Consider the following 21,890-nt stretch of genomic DNA (forward strand, 5'->3'; position numbering starts at 1 on the left):
CGGCCCCCCCATCCGGCCCGACCGTGCTCAGCCATGGGCCTCGTACATCGCCAGGCGCGTGGTCGACAACACCCGCCGCAGCGACGGACGCTCGTCCAGAACCTCCCGGTGCACCGGGTTGTAGTAGGCCACGAAGAAGGGCCTTGGCGACACTTTCAGCGACCGCTCGATGTTGTCGACGACGATTCGCAGCGTTGCCTCGCCGAACGGATTGAAGAGAAACAGCACGGTGGGTCCGGGCGGTAGAACGACGTTGGCCGCGTCCCCCTGCGTCACCCCGATGACTCCCGCGTGCGTTGGTGATCTGGTCTCGAAGGACCGCACGTTGGCCCGGCTCATCTCTACCAGCCCGCCGTCCAGTTCGACCCCCAGGACCCGCGGGAACCCGTAGCTGGCAGCCAGCACCAGGGGAAGGCCCTTGCCTGAGCCCAGGTCGAGGAAGGTGAAGTGCGCCGGCGAGTCGATCGGCAGGCGTCTCAGCAACGTCTTGATCTGCTGCGGTGACATCGATTCATAGCGGGTGCTGTCGGGATGTGTGGCCGCGGACCGCATGGCGTCGGTGACCGCGATCCTGCCGGTCGTCACGATGCAGAGGCTGCGGTCGAATCGGCGCTGCCGGATGTTCTTCGCCGGCCGCAGGGTCCCCTCGATGACCCACAGCAGCGCCAGCCTGAGCGCAGCGGCCGACCCGTCTCTGCGACGCGTACGACTGATCCCCTGACTGAAGTTCACTCTCTTCTCATTGACTGCGCGCACCAATGCCATGAGCCGGCTCACCCTGCCTCCCTTTCCGTGACCTCGCGTCAGGCGCGCTGACCGCACTGCACGGGCTTCGCCCGTCGGCCGGACACGCAGGCTGGCCCGTTTGACCAACAAAAACGGATATTACATCCGAAACGGGCACGAACAGCGCAACCAGCGCTTTGATCCCCACGAGCCACCTGAAATTTCCCAGCCTTGCCTCCGCCATATTTGGGTTCGATGGTGATTCCCGCTCACTTGCGCCGACCTGCGAGCGATGTCCCGCTGATGGTTGGGCAGGGTGCCTGGTCCGCAGGGTGCACCGGCGGTGAAGCCACCGCCCGTGAACCTCCCGCGACGTCCGGCGCGTCCGACGCCGATGTGGTGAGCTGTACGGGTGGCGGGGCTGGGTCTGGTGCTGCATCCCACGCGGGACGTCTCCGAGGTGGTCGGGATCATCGAACGGTGGGCGTCGCGCCACCACAAGACGCTGATGGTAAGCGAGAAGGACCGGCACCGCGTGCCGGCCAGTGTCGAGCCGGTGCCGGCGGACGAGGTGGCCAGCCGCGCCGACGCGTTGATCAGCATCGGTGGTGACGGCACCATGTTGGGAGCGCTGCGCTCCGCCATCCTCGATCCGAAGCCGGTGCTCGGCGTGCACCTGGGTCGGCTCGGCTTCCTGGTCGAGGTCGAACCGCCGGAGCTGCCCGAGGCGTTGAGCAGGTTGCTGTCGAAGGACTTCACCGTCGAGTCGCACGCCTGCCTGGCCTGCGACGTGTGCGGCGACGACGTCGTGGCGTTCAACGACATCGCCCTGGTCCGTCAGCCCGGCTCCGGCTTCATCACCGCCACCCTCGGGATCGACGGCCAGCAGTACGGCTATTACCGCTGCGACGCCGTGGTGGTCAGCACGCCGATCGGCTCCACGGCGTACAGCTACGCCGCTGGCGGACCGCTGATCTCCCCGGCGGCGGACGTGGTGGTGGTGACACCGTCGGCGCCGATGGCCGGCATCTCCCGGTCGGTGGTGCTCTCTCCAGGGGAGAAGATCCGGCTGGAGCTGGAACCCAACTCGGCGGCGGTCGCCGTGGAGATGGACGGGTTGGTGTTCCGGGATGCGGCGACCGAGGGGACCATCGACATCAGTTACCGCCGCAACGCCGGCCTGGTGGTCCGCCTCGACCCGCTGCGCTACCAGGAACGCAACCAGTTGAAGATGAGCCTGCTCGACCTGCCGTTCCTGCCCGAGCAGCTCCGCGAGCTGCTGCCCGAGGAGCTCCAGCATCACCAGCAGGATCGTCCCCCACCCTGCTGACCGACCCCGCTGGGCGGGGTCAGGACTGGTTGAGCACCCCGTCTACCAGGTTTTTGGCCTCCTGCTGAATGCGCGCCAGGTGCTCCGGCCCCTGGAACGACTCGGCGTAGATCTTGTAGACGTCCTCGGTGCCGGACGGCCGGGCGGCGAACCACCCGGACTGCGTGCTGACCTTGAGCCCGCCGATCGGCGCACCGTTGCCGGGCGCGCTGGTCAGCGTCGCGGTGATCGGCTCGCCGGCCAGTTCGGTGGCGGTGACCTGCTCCGGGGAGAGCTTGCCGAGCACGGCCTTCTGCTCACGGGTGGCCGGGGCGTCGATCCGGGCGTACGAGGGCGCGCCGAACCGCTCGGCCAGCTCGGCCCAGTGCTCGCTCGGGCTGCGCCCGGTGCTGCCCAGGATCTCGGCGGCGAGCAGGCAGAGCAGGATGCCGTCCTTGTCGGTGGTCCAGGTGGAGCCGTCGCGGCGCAGGAACGACGCGCCTGCGCTCTCCTCCCCGCCGAAGCCGACCGCACCGTCCAGCAGCCCGGGCACGAACCACTTGAAGCCGACCGGCACCTCCAGCAGCGGCCGGCCGAGGTCGGCGGCGACCCGGTCGATCATCGACGAGGAGACCAGGGTCTTGCCCACCGCGGCGGCCGGACCCCAGTCGGGTCGGGTGCGGAACAGGTGGTTGATCGCCACCGCCAGGTAGTGGTTGGGGTTCATCAGGCCGGCGTCCGGGGTGACGATGCCGTGCCGGTCGGCGTCGGCGTCGTTGCCGGTGGAGATCTGGTAGTTGGCGCGGGCGGCGATCAGCGACGCCATGGCGTTCGGCGAGGAGCAGTCCATTCGGATCTTGCCGTCGCCGTCCAGGGTCATGAACCGCCAGGTCGGGTCGACCGTCGGGTTGATCACGGTCAGGTCCAGCCGGTGCCGCTCGGCGATCTCGCCCCAGTACGCCACGCTCGCCCCGCCCAGCGGGTCCGCGCCGATCCGGACCCCGGCGTCACGGATGGCGTCGACGTCGATGGCCGCCGGCAGGTCGTCGACGTAGTTGGCGAGGAAGTCGTACTCCCCGGTGGTGTCAGCGGCCCGGGCCCGGGCGTAGGTGATCCGGCGGACCTCCTTGAGCCCGGCGGCGAGGATCGCGTTGGCCCGGTCCTGGATCCACCTGGTGACGTCGGTGTCGGCCGGCCCGCCGTTGGTGGGGTTGTACTTGAAGCCGCCGTCGTCCGGCGGGTTGTGCGACGGGGTGATGACGATGCCGTCGGCGAGCCCGCTGGTGCGCCCCCGGTTGTGGGTGAGGATCGCGTGCGACAGCGCAGGGGTCGGGGTGTAGCCGTCGCGGCTGTCCACCAGCACGGTGACCCCGTTGGCGGCGAGCACCTCCAGGGCGTCCACCGCGGCCGGCGCGGAGAGCGCGTGCGTGTCCCGGGCGAGGAAGAGCGGGCCGTCCGGGCCGTGCTCCCGTCGGTAGTCGCAGAGCGCCTGGGTGACCGCCAGGATGTGGTCGGAGTTGAACGCGTTGCGCAGGCTGGAACCCCGGTGGCCGGAGGTGCCGAAGGAGACCTGCTGCGCCGGGTCCGCCGGGTCCGGGTGCTCGGCGTAGTAGGCGGTCACCAGGCGCGGCACGTCGACCAGGTCGGCGGCCTCGGCGGGCTGGCCGGCACGGGGATGGGGCACGGGGGTCTACCTCCTCGGTACTGCGACGGACGACGGACCGGCAGGGATCACAGCTCGACCTTCTGGCCCTTGCCGATCACCACGATGCCGTTGTCGGAGACGGTGTAGCGCTGCCGGTCCTTCTCCAAGTCGACGCCGATCTCGGCGCCCTCCGGGACGAACACGTTCTTGTCCAGGATGGCTCGTCGGATCACCGCGTGCCGGCCAATCTCGACACCCTCCATCAGCACCGAGCCCTCGACGTGCGCCCAGGAGTGCACCCGCACCTTCGGCGAGACGATCGAGTTTTCCACCAGCGAGCCGGAGATCACCACGCCCGGGGAGACCATCGAGCCGACCGCGCGGCCGACCCGCTCGCCCCACTGGTGCACAAACTTCGCCGGCGGCCACGGCGGCTGCTCCGTGTAGATCGGCCAGTCGAAGTTGTACATGTTGAACACCGGGTGCACGTTGATCAGATCCATGTGCGCGTCGTAGAACGAGTCGAGCGTCCCGACGTCCCGCCAGTAGCCGCGGTCCCGGTCGGTGGTGCCCGGCACCTCGTTGTCCCGGAAGTCGTAGACGTTGGCCTCGCCCCGCTCGACGAGCATCGGGATGATGCTGCCGCCCATGTCGTGCTTGCTGGTCTTGTCCTCCGCGTCGCGCTCGACCGCCTCGCAGAGCGCCCGGGTGGTGAAGACGTAGTTGCCCATCGACGCGTAGATCTCGTCCGGAGCGTCCGCCAGGCCGACCGCGTCGGTGGGCTTCTCGCGGAACGCCCGGATGCGCCGACCGTCCTCGCCGACCTCGATGACGCCGAACTGGTCGGCCGTCGACAGCGGCTGGCGGATGCCGGCGACGGTCACCGCGGCGCCGGAGGCGATGTGGTCCTCCACCATCTGCCGCGGGTCCATCCGGTAGATGTGGTCGGCGCCGAAGACGATCACGTAGTCAGGTTGCTCGTCGTTGATCAGGTTGAAGCTCTGGTAGATGGCGTCGGCGGAGCCGGCGAACCACCAGGGGCCACGACGCTGCTGCGCGGGTACCGGGGTGACGTAGTTGCCGAGCAGCGTGGACATCCGCCAGGTCTTGGTGATGTGCCGGTCGAGGGAGTGGGACTTGTACTGGGTCAGCACGACGATCTTGAGATAGCCGGCGTTGGCCAGGTTGGAGAGGACGAAGTCGACCATGCGGTACATCCCGCCGAACGGGACGGCCGGCTTGGCCCGGTCCGTGGTGAGTGGCATCAGGCGCTTGCCCTCCCCACCCGCCAGGACGATCGCGAGCACCTTGGCAGCCATGCCCCGACGCTATCCACCCGCGTCGCACTTCACCACTCGTACGGGGAGTCTTCTGCACTAGGGTGCGCACATGACCGACTCCTCCCCGGCCACCGGCTCCCTGCGCGTCGATCTACTGACCCGTGAGTACCCGCCGGAGGTCTACGGCGGCGCCGGCGTGCACGTCGAGTACCTGGCCCGGGAGTTGCGCCGCCTCGCCGACGTGCGGGTGCACTGCTTCGGTCTGCCGCGCACCGAGCCGGGCGTCACCGCGTACGCCGAACCGCCCGGCCTCACCGGCGCGAACGCCGCGCTGCGCACCATGGGCGTGGACCTGGAGATGGCCGCCGGCGCGGCCGGCACCGACGTGGTGCACAGCCACACCTGGTACGCCAACCTGGCCGGACACACCGCGAAGCTGCTGCACGGGGTGCCGCACGTGATGACCGCGCACAGTCTGGAGCCGCTGCGGCCGTGGAAAGCCGAGCAGCTCGGCGGCGGCTACGCGCTCTCCTCCTGGTGCGAGCGCACGGCGGTGGAGGCCGCCGACGCGGTGATCGCGGTGAGCGGTGGGATGCGCCGCGATGTGCTGGCCGCCTACCCGCAGGTCGACCCGGACCGGGTCCGGGTGGTCTACAACGGCATCGACACCATCCAGTACGCCCCGGACCGGGGCACCGACGTGCTGGAGCGGCTCGGCATCGACCCGGCCCGACCCAGCGTGGTGTACGTCGGAAGGATCACCCGCCAGAAGGGGCTGCCCTACCTGCTGCGGGCCGCCCGGGAGCTGCCGGCGGACACCCAGCTCGTGCTGCTTGCCGGCGCTCCGGACACCGCGGAGATCGCCGCCGAGGTGGAGGAGTTAGCCGCCGAGCTGCGGGCCAACCGCTCCGGGGTGGTCTGGGTGGCCGAGATGCTGCCCAAGCCCGAGGTGATCCAGGTGCTCACCCACGCCACCGTCTTCGTCTGCCCGTCGGTGTACGAGCCGATGGGCATCGTCAACCTGGAGGCGATGGCCTGCGAGACGGCGGTGGTGGCGACCGCCACCGGTGGCATCCCCGAGGTGGTGGCCGACGGTGAGACGGGCCTGCTGGTGCCAATCGAGCAGGCCGCCGACGGGTCCGGCCGGCCGCTGGCCCCGGAGAAGTTCGTCGCCGACCTGGCGGCGGCGGTCAACACGCTGCTGGCCGACCCGGCCCGCACCGCGCGGTTCGGCAAGGCCGGCCGGCAGCGCGCGGTGGAGCACTTTTCCTGGGACGCCGTCGCCCGGCAGACACTCGACGTGTACCGCTCAGTCGGGGCAGCGGGCTGACCCGGTCAGATCGCCGCCTCGCGCCAACCCTGCGCCTCTGAGGGCTCGCGAGTGGCGCCGCCCGGCCCCATGATCGTGCTCGATCCAGGAAACAGTGGCCTCGCGGTGCGAACGAGGGCACTACAACCAGGATCGAGCACGATCATGAGCCACCCCTCGGCCACGGGTCGGAGGCGTTGGAGTTGCTTGCCGCGCGCGAGAGGATCTCGCACAGTAGGTTGGCGGGGTGACTGGACGGTTCCCGATCGAAGACGTCTCCCCCGCCGTCGCCTGCGGTCGCTACCCGGCCAAGGCAGTGGTCGACGAGCCGGTGCCGGTGTCGGCCCGCGCCTACCGCGAGGGTCACGACGCCCTCGGCTGCAACGTGGTGTGGCTCGGCCCGGACGGTGCGGCGCGGCCGTCCACCCGGATGCGCCCCGGGGAGCCGGGTCAGGACCGCTGGCACGCCACCATTCGTCCGGACACGGTCGGCGCCTGGGTCTTCACCGTCGAGGCGTTCCAGGATCCGTACCTGACCTGGCAGAACGCGGTGACCAAGAAGGTGGCCGCCGGGCAGGGGCCGGCCGAGCTGGCCAACGACCTGGCCGAGGGTGCCCGGGTGCTCACCGCCGCCCGCGAGTTGGTGCCGGCCGCCGAGCGTGCCCGGGTCGCCACGGCTCTCACGGCGCTGGTCGACACCGACCTGCCGCTGCCGCAGCGGGTCGACCCTGCGCTGGCCCTGGCCGACCTGCTCTGGGAGCATCCGGTGCGGGAGCTGATCACCGAGGGTGACACGTACTCCCTCTGGGTGGACCGGCAGCGCGCGCTCTTCTCCGCCTGGTACGAGTTCTTCCCGCGCTCAGAGGGAGCGGTGGGCGCGCGCTCCGGCACCTTCGCCACCGCCACGGATCGGCTGCCGGGCGTCGCGGCGATGGGCTTCGACGTGCTCTACCTGCCACCGATCCACCCGATCGGCCGGGTCAACCGCAAGGGCCCCAACAACGCGCTCACCGCCGGGCCGGACGACGTGGGCTCGCCGTGGGCGATCGGCGCCGCCGAGGGCGGCCACGACGCCATCCACCCCGACCTGGGTACGCCGGCAGACTTCCGGGCCTTCATCGAGGCCGCGGCGGCCCAGGGCCTGGAGGTGGCCATGGATCTGGCGTTGCAGTGCGCGCCGGACCACCCGTGGGTCAGCGAGCACCCGGAGTGGTTCACGACCCGGGCCGACGGCAGCATCGCGTACGCGGAGAACCCGCCGAAGAAGTACCAGGACATCTACCCGGTGAACTTCGACAACGATCCGGAGGGCATCCGGGCCGAGGTGCTGCGGGTGGTGCTGCACTGGGTCGGCGAGGGTGTCCGGATCTTCCGGGTGGACAACCCGCACACCAAGCCGTTCGACTTCTGGCACTGGCTCATCGCCGAGGTGAAGGCGGTCGACCCGGACGTGCTGTTCCTGGCCGAGGCGTTCACCCGGCCGGCCATCATGCACGGTCTCGGCAAGATCGGCTTCACCCAGTCGTACACCTACTTCACCTGGCGCACGTCGGCGGCCGAGATGCGGGCGTACTGCGAGGAACTGCTCGCAGCGGCCGACTACATGCGGCCCAACTTCTGGCCGAACACCCCGGACATCCTGCACGAGTCGTTGCAGCACGGCGGCCCACCGATGTTCAAGATCCGGGCGGTGCTGGCCGCGCTGCTCTCCCCCTCCTGGGGCCTGTACGCCGGCTACGAGCTGTTCGAGCACGTGGCTCGCCCCGGCGCCGAGGAGTACCTGGACAACGAGAAGTACGAGCTGCGCCCCCGGGACTGGGCCGGCGCCGAGGCGCAGGGCCGTTCGCTGGCACCGTTCCTCGCCACCCTCAACCGGGTACGCCGCGACAATCCGGCCCTGCACCAGCTGCGCAACCTGCGCTTCCACGAGATCGACAACCCGGCGCTGCTCTGCTGGTCCAAACACGACCCGGAGACCGGCAACACCGTCATCGTGATCTGCTCGTTCGACCCGCGCACCGTGCAGTGGGGCAACACCACGCTGGACATGCCCGCCCTCGGCTTCGACTGGCACGAGCGGTTCACCGTGCACGACGAGCTCACCGGCACCAGCTACGACTGGGGTCAGCGCAACGCCGTGCGGCTCGACCCGTACCTGCAACCGGCACACGTGCTGACCGTGCGCCGGTCGAACCCGCCCGCCGCACCGGTACGCGCAGCGACCGTTCCGGCCACGCTCACCGTCGCGGACGTCCCCGCCGACCTGTCCGGCGGTACCACGCCGACCGCTCCCGCCTCGAAGGACGCCCGATGGACCAGCTGATCACCGGCGTGACGCACGACCCGCACGCGCTGCTCGGCGCGCACCCCGCCGACGGGTGGACGACGATCCGCACGATGCGCCGAGGCGCCGGCGACGTCGTGCTGCTCATCGGCGACGAGCGGCACCCGATGAAGCGGGTGCACGACATCGGTGTCTTCGAGAGTCGCGTCGAGGGCACCGTGCTCGACTACCGGGTGGAGGTCGACGGTGCCGTGCACGACGACCCGTACCGCTACCCGCCGACCCTCGGCGAGCTGGACCTGCACCTGATCGGCGAGGGCCGGCACGAGCGGCTGTGGGAGGCGCTCGGCGCCCGGGTCTTCGACGAGGGCGTCGCGTTCACCGTCTGGGCGCCCAACGCGCACGGGGTGCGGTTGGTCGGCGACTTCACCGGCTGGGCGCCCGACGACGGCTGGTCGATGCGCTCGCTCGGCTCCAGCGGCGTGTGGGAGCTGTTCGTCCCCAACGCCCGGGTCGGGGCCCGTTACAAGTACCGGGTGCTCGGCGCCGACGGGCAGTGGCGGGACAAGGCAGACCCCCTCGCGGCGTACGCCGAGGTGCCGCCGGCCACCGCGTCGGTGGTGCACCACTCGACGTACCGGTGGTCCGACGCGGACTGGCTGGCCCAGCGGGCCGAGCGGCAGCCGCACCAGGAGCCGATGAGTGTGTACGAGGTGCACCTCGGCTCGTGGCGGCCGGGTCTCGGCTACCGCGAGCTGGCCGAGCAGCTCACCGCGTACGTGACCGAACTGGGCTTCACCCACGTGGAGTTCCTGCCGGTGATGGAGCACCCGTTCGGCGGTTCCTGGGGCTACCAGGTGACCGGCTACTACGCGCCGACCTCCCGCTTCGGCGACCCGGACGACTTCCGCTACCTGGTCGACCAGCTGCACGCCGCTGGCGTCGGCGTCCTCCTGGACTGGGTGCCAGCGCACTTCCCCAAGGACGAGTGGGCCCTCGCGCGCTTCGACGGCACCCCGCTCTACGAGCACCCCGACCCGCGGCGCGGCGAGCACCCCGACTGGGGCACCTACGTCTTCGACTTCGGCCGCCGCGAGGTCCGCAACTTCCTGGTCGCCAACGCGCTCTACTGGTGCGACCAGTTCCACATCGACGGGCTGCGGGTGGACGCCGTCGCCTCGATGCTCTACCTGGACTACTCCCGCAAGGACGGCGAGTGGGCCCCCAACCAGTACGGCGGTCGGGAGAACCTGGAGGCCATCGCGTTCCTGCAGGAGGTGAACGCGACCGTCTACAAGCACCACGCCGGGGTGGTGATGATCGCCGAGGAGTCCACCGCCTGGCCGGGCGTGACCCGGCCCACCGCCGAGGGCGGGCTGGGCTTCGGGTTCAAGTGGAACATGGGCTGGATGCACGACACCCTGCTCTACACCTCGAAGGACCCGATCTACCGGCAGCACCACCACCACCAGCTCACCTTCTCCCTGGCGTACGCCTGGAGCGAGAACTACGTGCTGCCGATCAGCCACGACGAGGTGGTGCACGGCAAGGGCTCCCTGGCCGGCAAGATGCCCGGCGACACCTGGCAGCGGCTGGCCAACGTACGGGCGCTGCTGGCCTACATGTGGGCGCACCCGGGCAAGCAGCTGCTCTTCATGGGCTCCGAGCTGGCCGACGACCGGGAGTGGAGCGAGGAGCGCGGCCTCGACTGGTACCTGCTGCACGACCCGGCACGAGCCGGGGTGCAGCGGCTCGTCGGTGACCTGAACCGGGTCTACCGGGACACCCCGGCGCTCTGGGCGCAGGACACCGAGCCGGCCGGGTTCCGCTGGATCGCCGGTGACGACGTCGCCAACAACACCGTGTCGTTCATCCGGATCGCCCCGGACGGCTCGACGCTGGTCTGCGTGGCGAACTTCTCCGCCCAGCCGCTGCACGACTACCGGATCGGCCTGCCGGCGGGAGGCACCTGGGCCGAGGTGCTCAACACCGACGCCCACCACTACGGCGGCTCCGGGGTGGGCAACCTGGGCGAGGTGCACGCCGAGGACGTGCCGTGGCATGGCATGGTCGCCTCCGCCGCCCTCCAGGTCCCCCCACTCGGCGTCATCTGGCTCCGCCGCGACTGACCGGGCGCGCCGGGTCCGGGCGACGTCTGGGCGGGCGGGACCGGTCCCCCGAAGCGTCGAGACGCCCCGGGGGAACGGCGCGCTCAGAGCCGGGTGATGCGGACGGCGTCGGCCACGACGTACCCCTGGGTGCTGGTCCAGCGGCTGACCCCGACGACCTGGCGCGTCCCCGCGGCGAAGTCGTAGGTGCCCAGCACCCGCCACTGCCCGCCACCGCTGCGCTGGTCGACGGTGGCTGTCACGGTCCCGTTCGCCGTCGCCACCAGGTGCGGCGTGGCGCTGTTGTAGCCGGAGTCGGCCGGGTACCAGACCTCGACCCGGTACGAGCCGGCGGCGGGCAGCGTCGCGCTGAACCAGGCCGGATCGCTGACTGCCTGCGGCTCGGCGAACCGGTAGTTGGCGCCGTACCGCGTGGCGAGGTACGACGACGTTCCCCAGGTGGCGGCGGCGGTGAAGCCACCGGCGGTGGCGTTGTCCACGATCACGCTGAACGTGCCGCCGGTGCCGGTGACCACCCGCGCGTTGCTGGCCGGGCTCTCGTGGTGCAGCCGGTCCAGCCCGGTCACGAGGTACCGGTACGTCGACCCGGCCGCAGCGGTGGTGTCGGTGAACGTCCCGGTGCTGCCCGAGGCGCGGACCGTGCCGAGCAGGTTGCGGGCGTCGGCGAGGTCGCAGGGGTCGACCGCGCCGTCGCCGGGCAGCCGGTACACCGCGTACGCGGCCGTGCTGCCGGTCGCACCGCGCTGCCAGTTCAGGGTCACGCCGCCGGTGCCGCGTACCGCCGAGGTGAGGTTCGGCGCGGCGGGCGCGGCGCCGCCCAACCCGGCCGGCGCCAGCGCGGGCCGGCGGTAGTGGTCGGTCGCCACCCGGGAGACGGCGCCGATGCGGTCGGCGCGGACGTCCTTGGCGCTGAAGTGGATGTCGCCGAGGATCCGGGGGTAGGTGCGGTTGAGCGTCAGGTGGTCGGTCAGTTCGGCCGGGTCCTGCCAGGCGGCGTCCTGCCCGGACGCCCCGGCGCGGTAGGTGGCCTGCCCGACGAGCAACTGCACGTCAGTGCCAGCCACGGTCTCGGACCACCAGCGGACCAGCTCCGCGTAGTCGGCCGAGGAGTGGCCGATGTGCCAGTAGATCTGCGGGGCGATGTAGTCGATCCAGCCCTGCTTCACCCAGCGGCGGGTGTCGGCGTAGATCGCGTCGTACGACTGGAGGCCGGTGGTGCGCGAGCCGAGCGGGTCGGTGCCGGCGTTGCGCCAGATGCCGAACGGGCTCACGCCGAGCTTCACCCACGGCTTGATCGCCTGGATCCGGTTGTGCATCTCCTGCACCAACAGGTTGACGTTGTTGCGCCGCCAGTCGGCGATGTTGCTGAAGCCGGCGCCGTACTGGGCGAAGGTGGCCTGGTCGGGGAAACCCCCACCGCTGCCCGGGTACGGGTAGAAGTAGTCGTCCCAGTGCACCGCGTCGATGTCGTAGCGGCGGACGGCGTCCATCATGGCGTCCTGCACGAAGGCGCGGACAGCGGGGATGCCGGGGTTGTAGTAGAGCTGGCCGTTGTAGGCGACGGCCCAGCCCGGGTTCTTGCGGGCCGGGTGGCTGGCCGCCAGCTTGGTCAGGTCGGTGTGGGTGGCGACCCGATACGGGTTGAACCAGGCGTGGAACTCCAGGTTGCGGGCGTGCGCCTCGGCCACCATGAAGGCCAGCGGGTCGTAGCCGGGGTTGCCGCCCTGGGTGCCGGTGAGCCACTGCGACCAGGGCTCGTAGGTGGACGGCCAGAACGCGTCGGCGGCGGGGCGGATCTGCACGACGACGGCGTTCATCCGCCGCTGCTGGGCCAGATCGAGCCAGCCCCGGTACTCCGCCTGCTGGGCCGCCTGGGTGAGCCCGGTGCGGCTGGGCCAGTCGATGTTGGCCACGCTGGCGATCCACATGCCGCGTAGCTGCCGCTTCGGGGTTGCCGGATCGGTCACGCAGGCCGCCTGGGCGGCCACCGGCACGGTGTCCGGAGGGGCGGGTGGGGAGGCGGGGGCTGCCGCGCCGAGCACCAGCGCCGCTACCAGCGCCAGCCCGGACAGATATCGACCATAGTCTCTACGCACGAAAATATGTTCAAGGTTGCCGATCCGTTGCGCAAGTATCCTTCACAATTTTCCCGCTACGAAGTCACCTCGCCACGCCGACCACCGTCCGATACCCGGCGGACCGGCGGTCAGACCAGGCCGGCGTCGCGCAGCAGCTTCCACAGGCCGGCGCCGTCCGGCGCGGAGAGCCACTTCTGCCCCACCGGCCCCGTCGACGGGAGGCCGGCCGGGGCGGGCAGACTACCGGCCAGCACCGACTGGGTCGGGGAGAGTCGGCGGATCGCCACCCCCGCCACGTTCTCCGGGTGGGCGGCGGCGAACTCCCGGTAAATCTCCTGGTCGTGCTGGCCGTCGTCGCCGACCAGCAGCCAACGCACGTCGGGGAACTCCCGGGCCAGCCGGGCCAGAGTCACCCGCTTGTGCTCCCGGCCGCTGCGGAACCAACGGTCCGCCGTCGGGCCCCAGTCGGTGAGCAGCAGCGGCCCGGCCGGGTAGAGATGCCGGGACAGGAACCGGGTCAGCGTCGGCGCCACGTTCCAGGCGCCGGTGGAGAGGTAGAAGACCGGGGCGCCGGGGTGCGCGGTGACCAGCCGCTCGTAGAGCACCGCCATACCGGGCACGGCGTTGCGGGCGTGCTCGTCGAGCACGAACGTGTTCCACGCGGCGAGCAGCGGCCGGGGCAGCGCCGTCACCATCACCGTGTCGTCAATGTCGGAGAGGATGCCGAACTTGACGTCCGGGTCGAGGATGCGCACCGGCGCGTCGACCGGCTCAGCGTCCGGGACGCTGAGCCGGACAGTGCCCCACCCGGGCGGCAGGTCGGCCTCTACCAGCGTGTCGACGAAGCCGCTACGGTCGGCCCGGGTCTCGTGCCGCACGCCGCCGGCCTCGATGGTCACCGTGACGTGCTTGGCCGGCAGGGTGGTGAAGCTGCGCCAGCCGCGGACCTTGTCCAACCGGCCCCGCTGACGGGTGTCCGGCCGACCGAGCAGCACCCGGCACATCACCCGCACCCAGCCCGGGGAGCCATAGTTGGTGTACGCGATGATGTTGATCCGCCAGCCGGTGCGCCGCAGCCGACGCTCCACGAGCTGGTGCACGGCGTCCTCGATCCGCGCGGCCCGGTGCAGGTTCGGAACGGCCAGTTGGCCGGCGGGAGTGGGTGGCACGCGCCAACCCTGCCACACGTCGACAGCCACGGCCACGCGAGCCGACCCCGGCTGAGCCGAACCACCCCGACCAGCCCGCCATGCGTGAAACACTCCGGTCGGGACGACAACGGGGGCGTGGTCGTGTCGAAACCAGAGCAGCACCGTGGGCGGTGGCGCCCACGACTCGACCGACCGGCGCTCGTCGCGCTGCTGTTCGGGCTGGCCGGCATCGGGTACCGGCTGGTCCTGACGCTGTACACCGTGCCGGTGTCGAACAGCGACGAGGCCACCTTCGGCCTCGCCGCGCTGCACATCGGGCAGGGCCGGGAGCACCCGGTCTTCCTCTACGGCCAGCACTACATGGGGATGCTGGAGTCGTACCTGGCCGCGCCGCTAGTCGCGGTGGCCGGGCCGAGCTGGCCGGTGCTGCGGCTGCCGATGCTCGCGCTGTACGCGGTCTTCCTCTACCTGATCCACCGGCTGACCCGCCGGCTCTGCGCGCCGTGGTTCGCCGCCTTCATCGTCGGCCTGCTGGCGCTCGGGCCGGAGCGGGTGGTGCGCGATCAGCTCACCGTGGTCGGCGGACGGCCCGAGGTGAAGCCGGCGGTGCTGCTGATGCTGCTGATCACCGTGGGACTGGCGGCCGGCACGGTCCACCGCCGCCGGCTCGCCCTCGCGCTGTTCGGCCTACTCGTCGGGTTGGCCGCCTGGTCGGACTGGCTGATCCTGCCCTACCTGGCGGTGGCCGGGCTGGCGCTGCTGTGGGCGGTGCGGCGGGAACTCGTCGGCTGGTCCGGCCTGCTGCTGGTGGCGGGCGTCGTGGTCGGGGTCGCGCCGATGCTCTGGGACAACCTCCGGGCAGCGCCGGGTGACGACTCGCTGTCGGTGTTCCGGGAGGTGAGCACCAAGGACGGCCCGCTGCCACCGTGGTCGGACCGGATCCGGGGCGGACTGCTGGAGGGGGTGCCGCTGGCGCACGGGCTCTGCCCGGTGGACGGCTGCGGCCGCTGGCAGCAGTGGTTCGGGCTGCTCTACCCGGTGCTGCTGGTGGTCGCCGCGGTGCTCGCGGTCCTCGCGTACCGCCGGGCCGCGAGAGCGCCACTCGGGGATCGGGTCCGGCCGGTGGTGCAGCTCGCCCTGGTCGCCGGCGCCGCGTTGACCCTGCTGTCGTACGTGCGCAGCCCGCTCGCCGCGACCAGCCCGCTGGACAACGCCCGCTACCTGTCGGTGCTGCAACTGTCGCTGCCGGCGGTGCTCTGGCCGCTCTGGGTGGCCGCGGTGGCCTGCTGGCGGGGCACGGTCGGAGCGCTCGGTCGGCTCACCGGCGCACTGGCCACCGCCGTGCTGGCCGCCCTGACCGCGACCATGCTGGTGATCACCGTGCTCTTCGTGACCACCGACGTGCGGACGTCGCGGACCGAGGAGCGCCAAGCCCGGGAACTCGCCGCCACGCTGCGCGCCAACGGCCCCCACGAGGTGTACGGGGACTACTGGACCTGCAACCGACTGGTCTTCAACACCGACGAGACGGTGGTCTGCGGGGTGCTCGACGACGACCTGTCCCCCGGCCAGAACCGGTACCTGCCGTACTGGCGGCAGGTCGGCCGGGCCGAGCGACCCGGCTACGTGGTGGAGATCGACTCGCCGATGGAGCGGCGGCTGCGTCGACTGCTCGCCGACGAGCCCGACGCCGCACCGGTACGGGAACTGGACGGCTATCGCGTGTACCACCCCGACACCCCGGTGCGGCCCTGGCGGTAGCGGCGGGTCGTACGCTGGCCGAGCCGGCGCTCGGGGCGCCGTCGTCCCGCCCGTCGAGGAGCGGTGGCTCTAGGCTTGCTCCCTTAGGCAAAGCTGCCTAGAGTTTCTCGTCGTGAGTAGCGTTTACCGGATTGGCGACTTCGCCAAGCGCGTCGGGCGGTCACCGTCGACCATCCGGCGCTGGGAGGCGGAAGGCAAGATCACTGTCCGCCGCTCCCCGTCTGGTCAGCGCTACTTCGACGAATCCGACGTGGCCGCTGTCCTTGCCCCCGGTTTCACCCGCGACGACCGCAAGATCGTCGTCTACTGCCGCGTCTCCTCCGCCGGGCAGCGCGCCGACCTCGCCTGCCAGGTCGAAGCCATGGAGGCGTTCTGCCTCGCTCGCGGTTTGGCGGTGGATGAGTGGGTGCGGGAAGTCGGCGGCGGAATGGACCTGACTCGCCCGAAGATGCTCGCCGTCATGGCAGACGTCAAAGCCGGGAGAGTGGCAACTTTGGTCGTAGCGCACAAAGACCGGCTGACCCGGTTCGGCTATGACTACCTCGCCCACGAGGCCGAGACCGCTGGCTGCGAAATTCTCGTTGCTAACCAGGAGTCGCTGTCGCCGCGAGAGGAGATGGTGCAGGACCTGTTGGCAATCGTGGATACCTTCTCCGGCCGCCTGCACGGCCTGCGTCGTTACGAGAAGCAGCTCAAGGTTGCGGACTTGACCGAGGTGTCGTCGTGAAGACGACCCGGATCGCCTACTCACACCGCCTCAACGCGGGGAAATACTGCGCGCTGGCCGAGCAGGCGCGGCGGCTGGGTCGGGTCCGCGGCGAGGTGTGGCAGCGGTACGGGTCGGCGGGCGGCGCTGGGCTGACCGACCGGCAGGTTCGCGACCGGTGGCTTGCTGAGGGCATCCACCACCGGTTCGAGGTGTTGGCGAACGCGTGGAAGGAAACCGTCCGCGACGCGATGGCCGACATCACCGCGACCCGCGAGTCGGCCAAGGTGCAGGTGCGCCGAGCCATCCGCCACCACACCGGCGACCAGGCAGAGCAGAAGCGGCTGTTCGGGATGCTGAAGGCTGACCGGTGGGCCGACGACCCGTACCTGTCCCGGCAGATGCGCTCACACTGGCGGCGCGGGCACAACCGCACCCACAACCAGATCGTGGTGCGCGCCGACCAGCACCACACCCGACCCGACAGCAATGGTCGACTGTGGCTGGCGGTGCCCGGGCTCGTGCAGCGCCAGCTCGTCCGCATTCCGCTGAACACCACCGTCGCCCCGACGGGCACGCTGCGGCTGATCCTCCGCGACGGCCGGGTGGAGATCCACTATCAGATCGACGCCGCCACCATGAAGACCTCACAGCGGCCCTGTGGCGGCGCGACGCTCGGGGTGGACAAGGGTTACACCGAGGCGCTGACCGACTCCGACGGCAACCACCACGGCGACCGCCTCGGCGACCTGTTGACCGCCGAGTCTGATCGGATCAAGGAACGCAACCGCCGCCGGGCGAAACTTCGCTCTGTTGCCAACACCGCCGCCCGGCGCGGCGACCAGGCCAAGGCCGACCGGATCGCCAGAAATAATCTCGGCGCGATCAAGCGTGACCGGCAGGCCGCGCGTCATCAGGCGCGGGTGCGCACGGAGATCTTCACCGCCGTGCACCGGGTGGTGGACAAGGCCGCCGTCGTGGTGGCCGAAGACCTGACCAAGACGTTCGCCGGGCGCAAGCAGCTCGGAAGGAACACCAACCGGCGTCTCGCCGCGTGGACCAAGGGGGTCACCGCGCAGGCGCTGAAGGATGTGTCGGAGCGCAGAGGTTCTGCGCTCGTGCACGTCAACGCCGCCTACACCTCACAAGTCTGTCACCGCTGCGGCTGCTTCGGCCGTCGCGCCGGGGACCGGCTTCACTGCACCCTGTGCGGGGTGGTGTGGCAGGCCGACGTGAACGCCGCGATCAACGTCCTGCGACGACATGGTGACCCCGACATCACCCTGCGCACCCCGCATCGCGCGGTGAGGCAGATCGTGCAGGCACGGGCCGATCGTCACCGGAGCAGACTGCCGCTCCCGGACTCCAGCCCGGAACACCGGGCGGAGAGCGAATCATCCAACCTGCTCAGCAATGAGCAATGACAAGGAAGCGGATCCGATGCTCATCCTGCTGCCGCCCTCGGAGGGGAAGGCCGACGCCGGCACCGGCCGACGGTGGGACCCGGACCGGCTCGCGCTGCCCGAGCTGAACCCGGCCCGGGAGCGGGTGCTGGACGCGCTGGTGGCGCTGAGCACCGGGCCGGACGAGGCGGCGGCGCGGGCTGCGCTCGGGCTCAGCGAGGGCCAGCGCGGCGAGCTGCGCCGCAACGCCCGGCTGCGGGTGGCGGCCACCGCGCCGGCCGCGCAGATCTACACCGGGGTGCTCTACGAGGCGCTGGAGCTGGCCTCGTTGCCGGCGGCGGCGCAGCGGGCGGCCCGCCGGTCGATCCTGATCAGCTCCGGCCTGTGGGGCGCGGTCCGGCTCGCCGACCGGATCCCGCCGTACCGCTGCCCGATCGGTGCCCGGCTGCCCGGCGTGGGGGCGCTGTCGGCGTACTGGCGGCCGGTGCTGGCGCCGGCTCTGTCGGCTGCGGCCGGCACCGGGCCGGTGCTCGACCTGCGCTCCGGCTCGTACGCGGCCACCTGGACGCCGCGCGGGGAGTTGGCCGAGCGCACGGTGACCGTGCGGGTGCTGCACGAGCGGGAGGTCGACGGTGTGCCGGTCCGCTCGGTGGTGAGTCACTTCAACAAGGCGACCAAGGGGCGGTTGGTCCGTGACCTGCTGGTCGCCGGCGCCCGGCCGCGAACCGCCGGGGAACTGGTCGGCACGCTGCGCGAGCTGAAGCACACCGTCGTGGAGCAGGCCGCCCCAGCCGGCCGGCCGCGACAGGTGGATCTGGTGGTCACTGAGCTGTAGGCGGGTCGCCAGCCGCAAGATTTCCTCAAGGCTGGGCGGGATCAGTTCCGCAAGGGCGGGGCAGGGGTCACGGTAGGGGAACCCAGACTCCGACAAGGGAGCGCCTCGTTGGCCCGTGAACCCGCCCTGCTCGACCGGCTCCGCTCGCCGGCGACGCCACCCCCGCTGGACTGGCTGACCCTGGGCGACGCGTTCGAGGCCGCCTGCCTGTTGCGGTGCACACCCCTGCCGACCGTCGCCCGGCCGACCGCGGCGCTCCGGTCGCACTCGCCGGGAGTGGAGTTCAACCGGGAGGACGCCGCTCAGCGGATGCGGCAGCTGCTCGCCCGGCTGGACATTCCGGTGACCCAGGAGGTGGCCGTCGGCGGCCTGCGCCGTCGCTACGAGCTGCACCGGCTCTGGGTGCCCCCGGAGCATCACGGCGCGTACACCCGGCTGCTGAACGCCGGTTGGTGGCAGGGGCGTCGGGAGCTGCTCGGTGGGCCGCAGCCCGGTGCCTCACCGGCCCGTCGCCGGTGGGTGTCCCGGCTCGCGGCGGCGGCCTGGCGGTCGGCGCTGCTGGCCGGCGGGCGGCACGTCCGCCGGCACATCCTCGGCGTGCGGCTCACTGACCGGGACCTGGCCGCGGTGTTGATCCGTAGCGCGGCCGTGCTCGATGTCCCGGCCGTGCTCCGCCCCGGCACCGGCTGCTTCCTGGTCAGCGTCGCCGACGGGCCGGACCGGGAGCGGATTCTGCGCAGCGCGGCGATGGAGGCCGCACGGGGCTCGGAAACGGAGCCGGAACGCCGCCCGGCCTGCTGACCCGGCACGCCCCACCCACCCGAACGGGCTTGCGCGCACCGTTCCGGCAGCGCACAGTGCTCCGCGTGAGTCGTACCTCGTCCGGCCGGCTCGGCCGCCGCCGCGTGGGAATGGCCGCGCTGCTGGCGCTGCTGCTGGCCACAACCGTGGCCGGTGCCGCCAGTTGCCGGGACGCCCAGGCCGAGCCGCTGCCGATCCGGATCGCCACCGGCAGCCCGACCGCCGTCTACTACGCCTTCGGGCAGTCCCTGGCCGCCATCCTCAACCGGGAGCTGCCCAACGTGCGGGCCACCGTGGTGGTCACCGCCGCCTCGGCGGAGAACGTCCGGCTGATCGGCTCCGGAGCAGCCGAACTGGGCTTCACCCAGGCCGACGTGCTGCCCACCACCACCTCGGAAAGCCCGTCGGTCAACGCTGTCGCCCGGGTGTACGACGACCAGCTGCACCTGGTCACCACCGGCGGCGGGCCGGTCCGCACGGTCGCCGACCTGCGTGGCCGGCGGGTCTCCGTCGGCGCACCCGGATCGGGCACCGAGATCACCGCGATGCGGCTGCTGGAGGTGGCCCAGCTCAGCGGCGACGGGGTGCTCCGGGAGCGGCTCGGGTTGGACGAGTCGGTGGCCGCGCTCCGCGCCGGGGAGATCGACGCGTTCTTCTTCTCCGGCGGACTGCCGGTGCAGGGCATCAAGGAGCTGGCGGGACGCAGCGCCACCCGGATCGTGGACCTCGGCGAGTGGACGGAGCCGCTGCGCGCTCGCTACGGCCAGGTCTACGTCTCCCGGGACATCCCCCGCTCGGTGTACGGCGTGGACCCGGTGACCACGGTGGCCGACCCGAACTACCTGATCGTCCGGGCCGACCTGCCGGAGCGGCTGGTCCGGGAGGTGACCCGGCTGCTGATGGAGCGCCGGGCCGAGTTGGGCGCCGCGCATCCGGCGGCGGGGCAGATGAGCCCGCGCTCGGCGATCGCCACCGCGCCGCTGTCGCTGCACCCGGGGGCCGCCGCCTGGTACCGCGCGGCCAAGCCCTGACCGCTACCGAGCCGGGGTGGGCCGCAGGTCGGCGGTCGGTTCCCCGTCGGCCGGGTCGGCTTCAGGGTCGGGTGCGGGCGCCGGGAACCACAGGGCGGCGACCAGCCCGCGCCGCTCCCCCGGTCGCATGGTGAGTCGCCCGTCGGAGGCGTCCACCAGCACCGCGGCGATGGTCAGGCCGAGCCCGGCGCCGTCCACGTTCTGTGCGTCCGGTGCCCGCCAGAACCGCTCGGTGGCCTGCCCGAGCTGACTCTCGGTCATCCCCGGGCCGGTGTCCCGCACCTCCAGAGCCACCCCCTGGTCGCGGCGGGCCACGGTCACCGTCACCGCCCCGCCGGCCCCACTGAACTTCACCGCGTTGTCGATCAATGCGTCCAGGGCCTGGTCGACGGCGGTCGGCACGGTCCGGGCGTACGCCGGGGCGTCGCTCGTGGCGAGCCGCAGCGCGACCGACCGGTGCCGGGCCAACGGCGCCCACGCGGCCACCCGGGACGCGGCCACGGCGGCGGCGTCCACGGTGACCCGCTCGTTCTCCTCGCGTTCGGCCCGGGCCAGGGTGAGCAGCGCGTCGAGCACCAGCGCCAGCCGGTCGGTCTCCTCCAGCGCCAGCCGGTGCTCGGAGCGCCCGTCGGGGTCGGTGAGGCTGGGGCCCAGCTCCTCCACCCGCAGCCGCAACGCGGTGAGCGGGTTCCGCAGCTGGTGGCTGGCGTGCGCGACGAACGCGCGCTGCCGGTCCATCACGTCGGAGACCACGTCGGCCATGTGGTTGAAGCTGGCTGCGAGCCGGCGCAGCTCCGACGGGCCGAGTCGGTGCTGCACCCGGGCACCCCGGTCGCCCTCGGCGATCTCGTGGGTGACCGCGTCCAGCTCGGTGACCGGGCGCAGCACCCAGCTGGCCAGCCCGAACGCGGTGAGTACGCAGGCCAGCATGGCGAGCAGGCCGGCCAGAAAGAGCAGCAACCACCAGGAGGTGACGGCCCGGCGGATCGGGTCGACCGACGTCACGATCACCACCGCGCCGAGCACCTCGCCACCGTCGTTGATCGGCACCGCCACCACCACCGCGCCGGCCGTCCACGGCCAGACCGTGGCGGGGGTGCTGGTCTGCTGCCCGGACAGCGCGATGTCCAGAGCCGTCGCGGTCCCCCCGGCGGGCCGCCAGCTCGCCGAGGCGAACACGGTGCGACGGTCCCGGTCGACGACCGCCGCGCCGATCCCGTACAGCTCGTCGTAGCTGCGCAGCTCCGCTTCGAGTGGGCCCGGCCCGCCGCCGCGCAGCGCCGGCCCGGCCAGCGAGGCGAACCGGGTGGCGTCGGCGAGCCGGTCGGCGCGGACCTGTTCGGTCTCGCGGCTGGCCAGGGTGACAGCCAGCGGGTTCTCCAACGCGATGAGGACGAGCACCATCAGCAGCAGATAGCTGATCACCAGTCGACGGCGCACGG

Annotated in this window: 16 protein-coding genes; 10 read left to right on the forward strand and 6 right to left on the reverse strand. The window is 71.6% G+C overall.

From position 1 onward, the window contains the following. Positions 1-27 precede the first annotated feature (27 nt). A complete protein-coding gene (locus ABZV00_RS17770; RefSeq protein ID WP_355607306.1) occupies positions 28-777 on the reverse strand; it encodes a class I SAM-dependent methyltransferase in 750 nt (249 codons plus the stop codon). A 361-nt stretch (positions 778-1,138) separates the two neighbouring features. Here ABZV00_RS17770 and ABZV00_RS17775 point away from each other — a divergent pair, with 361 nt between their 5' ends. Further along, positions 1,139-2,056: an NAD(+)/NADH kinase gene (locus ABZV00_RS17775; protein ID WP_355607309.1), complete on the forward strand. Its 918-nt coding sequence runs from the start codon at positions 1,139-1,141 to the stop codon at positions 2,054-2,056. Positions 2,057-2,075: 19 nt separating this feature from the next. Here the strand turns inward: ABZV00_RS17775 and pgm are convergent, their stop codons facing one another. Next, on the reverse strand, positions 2,076-3,719 hold the full coding sequence (gene pgm, locus ABZV00_RS17780) for a phosphoglucomutase (alpha-D-glucose-1,6-bisphosphate-dependent) (RefSeq protein ID WP_355607311.1): 1,644 nt from the start codon (positions 3,717-3,719) through the stop codon (positions 2,076-2,078). 47 nt (positions 3,720-3,766) lie between these two features. Next, positions 3,767-4,999, reverse strand: a complete 1,233-nt coding sequence (gene glgC / locus ABZV00_RS17785; protein ID WP_328425685.1) for a glucose-1-phosphate adenylyltransferase — start codon at positions 4,997-4,999, stop codon at positions 3,767-3,769. Positions 5,000-5,069: 70 nt separating this feature from the next. Here glgC and glgA point away from each other — a divergent pair, with 70 nt between their 5' ends. The 3 genes from glgA to glgB all read left to right on the forward strand — a co-directional run bounded on the left by glgA (position 5,070) and on the right by glgB (position 10,682). Beyond that, positions 5,070-6,290: a glycogen synthase gene (gene glgA / locus ABZV00_RS17790; protein WP_355607314.1), complete on the forward strand. Its 1,221-nt coding sequence runs from the start codon at positions 5,070-5,072 to the stop codon at positions 6,288-6,290. Between the two features lie 226 nt (positions 6,291-6,516). Continuing rightward, complete coding sequence (locus ABZV00_RS17795) at positions 6,517-8,592, forward strand: maltotransferase domain-containing protein (RefSeq protein WP_355607317.1); 2,076 nt, start codon at positions 6,517-6,519, stop codon at positions 8,590-8,592. Beyond that, a complete protein-coding gene (gene glgB / locus ABZV00_RS17800) occupies positions 8,580-10,682 on the forward strand; it encodes a 1,4-alpha-glucan branching protein GlgB (protein WP_355607320.1) in 2,103 nt (700 codons plus the stop codon). Before ABZV00_RS17795 ends, glgB begins: the two co-directional genes overlap by 13 nt. A gap of 83 nt (positions 10,683-10,765) precedes the next feature. Here glgB and ABZV00_RS17805 read toward each other — a convergent pair whose 3' ends face one another. Both ABZV00_RS17805 and ABZV00_RS17810 read right to left on the reverse strand, forming a co-directional pair. Continuing rightward, positions 10,766-12,778 (reverse strand): family 10 glycosylhydrolase, encoded by a 2,013-nt coding sequence (locus ABZV00_RS17805; RefSeq protein ID WP_355607323.1) that lies wholly within the window; start codon positions 12,776-12,778, stop codon positions 10,766-10,768. 110 nt (positions 12,779-12,888) lie between these two features. After that, positions 12,889-13,929: a phosphatase domain-containing protein gene (locus tag ABZV00_RS17810; protein ID WP_328425670.1), complete on the reverse strand. Its 1,041-nt coding sequence runs from the start codon at positions 13,927-13,929 to the stop codon at positions 12,889-12,891. A gap of 123 nt (positions 13,930-14,052) precedes the next feature. Between ABZV00_RS17810 and ABZV00_RS17815 the strand changes: the two genes are divergently transcribed. From ABZV00_RS17815 to ABZV00_RS17840, 6 genes are all read left to right on the forward strand, one after another. Beyond that, complete coding sequence (locus ABZV00_RS17815) at positions 14,053-15,672, forward strand: hypothetical protein (protein WP_355607326.1); 1,620 nt, start codon at positions 14,053-14,055, stop codon at positions 15,670-15,672. 112 nt (positions 15,673-15,784) lie between these two features. After that, a complete protein-coding gene (locus ABZV00_RS17820; protein ID WP_355607329.1) occupies positions 15,785-16,399 on the forward strand; it encodes an IS607 family transposase in 615 nt (204 codons plus the stop codon). Further along, on the forward strand, positions 16,396-17,802 hold the full coding sequence (locus tag ABZV00_RS17825) for a transposase (protein ID WP_355607332.1): 1,407 nt from the start codon (positions 16,396-16,398) through the stop codon (positions 17,800-17,802). Before ABZV00_RS17820 ends, ABZV00_RS17825 begins: the two co-directional genes overlap by 4 nt. A 16-nt stretch (positions 17,803-17,818) precedes the next feature. Then, positions 17,819-18,616, forward strand: a complete 798-nt coding sequence (yaaA, locus tag ABZV00_RS17830; RefSeq protein WP_355607567.1) for a peroxide stress protein YaaA — start codon at positions 17,819-17,821, stop codon at positions 18,614-18,616. Positions 18,617-18,724: 108 nt separating this feature from the next. Further along, a complete protein-coding gene (locus ABZV00_RS17835; RefSeq protein ID WP_328425664.1) occupies positions 18,725-19,417 on the forward strand; it encodes a hypothetical protein in 693 nt (230 codons plus the stop codon). Between the two features lie 110 nt (positions 19,418-19,527). Next, a complete protein-coding gene (locus ABZV00_RS17840) occupies positions 19,528-20,448 on the forward strand; it encodes a TAXI family TRAP transporter solute-binding subunit (protein ID WP_355607570.1) in 921 nt (306 codons plus the stop codon). A gap of 3 nt (positions 20,449-20,451) precedes the next feature. Here ABZV00_RS17840 and ABZV00_RS17845 read toward each other — a convergent pair whose 3' ends face one another. Then, positions 20,452-21,888: an ATP-binding protein gene (locus ABZV00_RS17845; RefSeq protein ID WP_355607335.1), complete on the reverse strand. Its 1,437-nt coding sequence runs from the start codon at positions 21,886-21,888 to the stop codon at positions 20,452-20,454. Positions 21,889-21,890: the final 2 nt, after the last annotated feature.

The organism is Micromonospora sp. NPDC005173, from assembly GCF_040608515.1.
In the GTDB taxonomy this organism is placed as follows: Bacteria; Actinomycetota; Actinomycetes; order Mycobacteriales; family Micromonosporaceae; genus Micromonospora.

Bases quoted from the DNA above. Each gene is read 5' to 3' on its own strand.
- glgC (WP_328425685.1), bottom strand. From the start codon at position 4,999: ATGGCTGCCAAGGTGCTCGCGATCGTCCTGGCGGGTGGGGAGGGCAAG.
- ABZV00_RS17840 (WP_355607570.1), top strand. From the start codon at position 19,528: ATGGCCGCGCTGCTGGCGCTGCTGCTGGCCACAACCGTGGCCGGTGCC.
- yaaA (WP_355607567.1), top strand. From the start codon at position 17,819: ATGCTCATCCTGCTGCCGCCCTCGGAGGGGAAGGCCGACGCCGGCACC.
- glgA (WP_355607314.1), top strand. From the start codon at position 5,070: ATGACCGACTCCTCCCCGGCCACCGGCTCCCTGCGCGTCGATCTACTG.
- glgB (WP_355607320.1), top strand. From the start codon at position 8,580: ATGGACCAGCTGATCACCGGCGTGACGCACGACCCGCACGCGCTGCTC.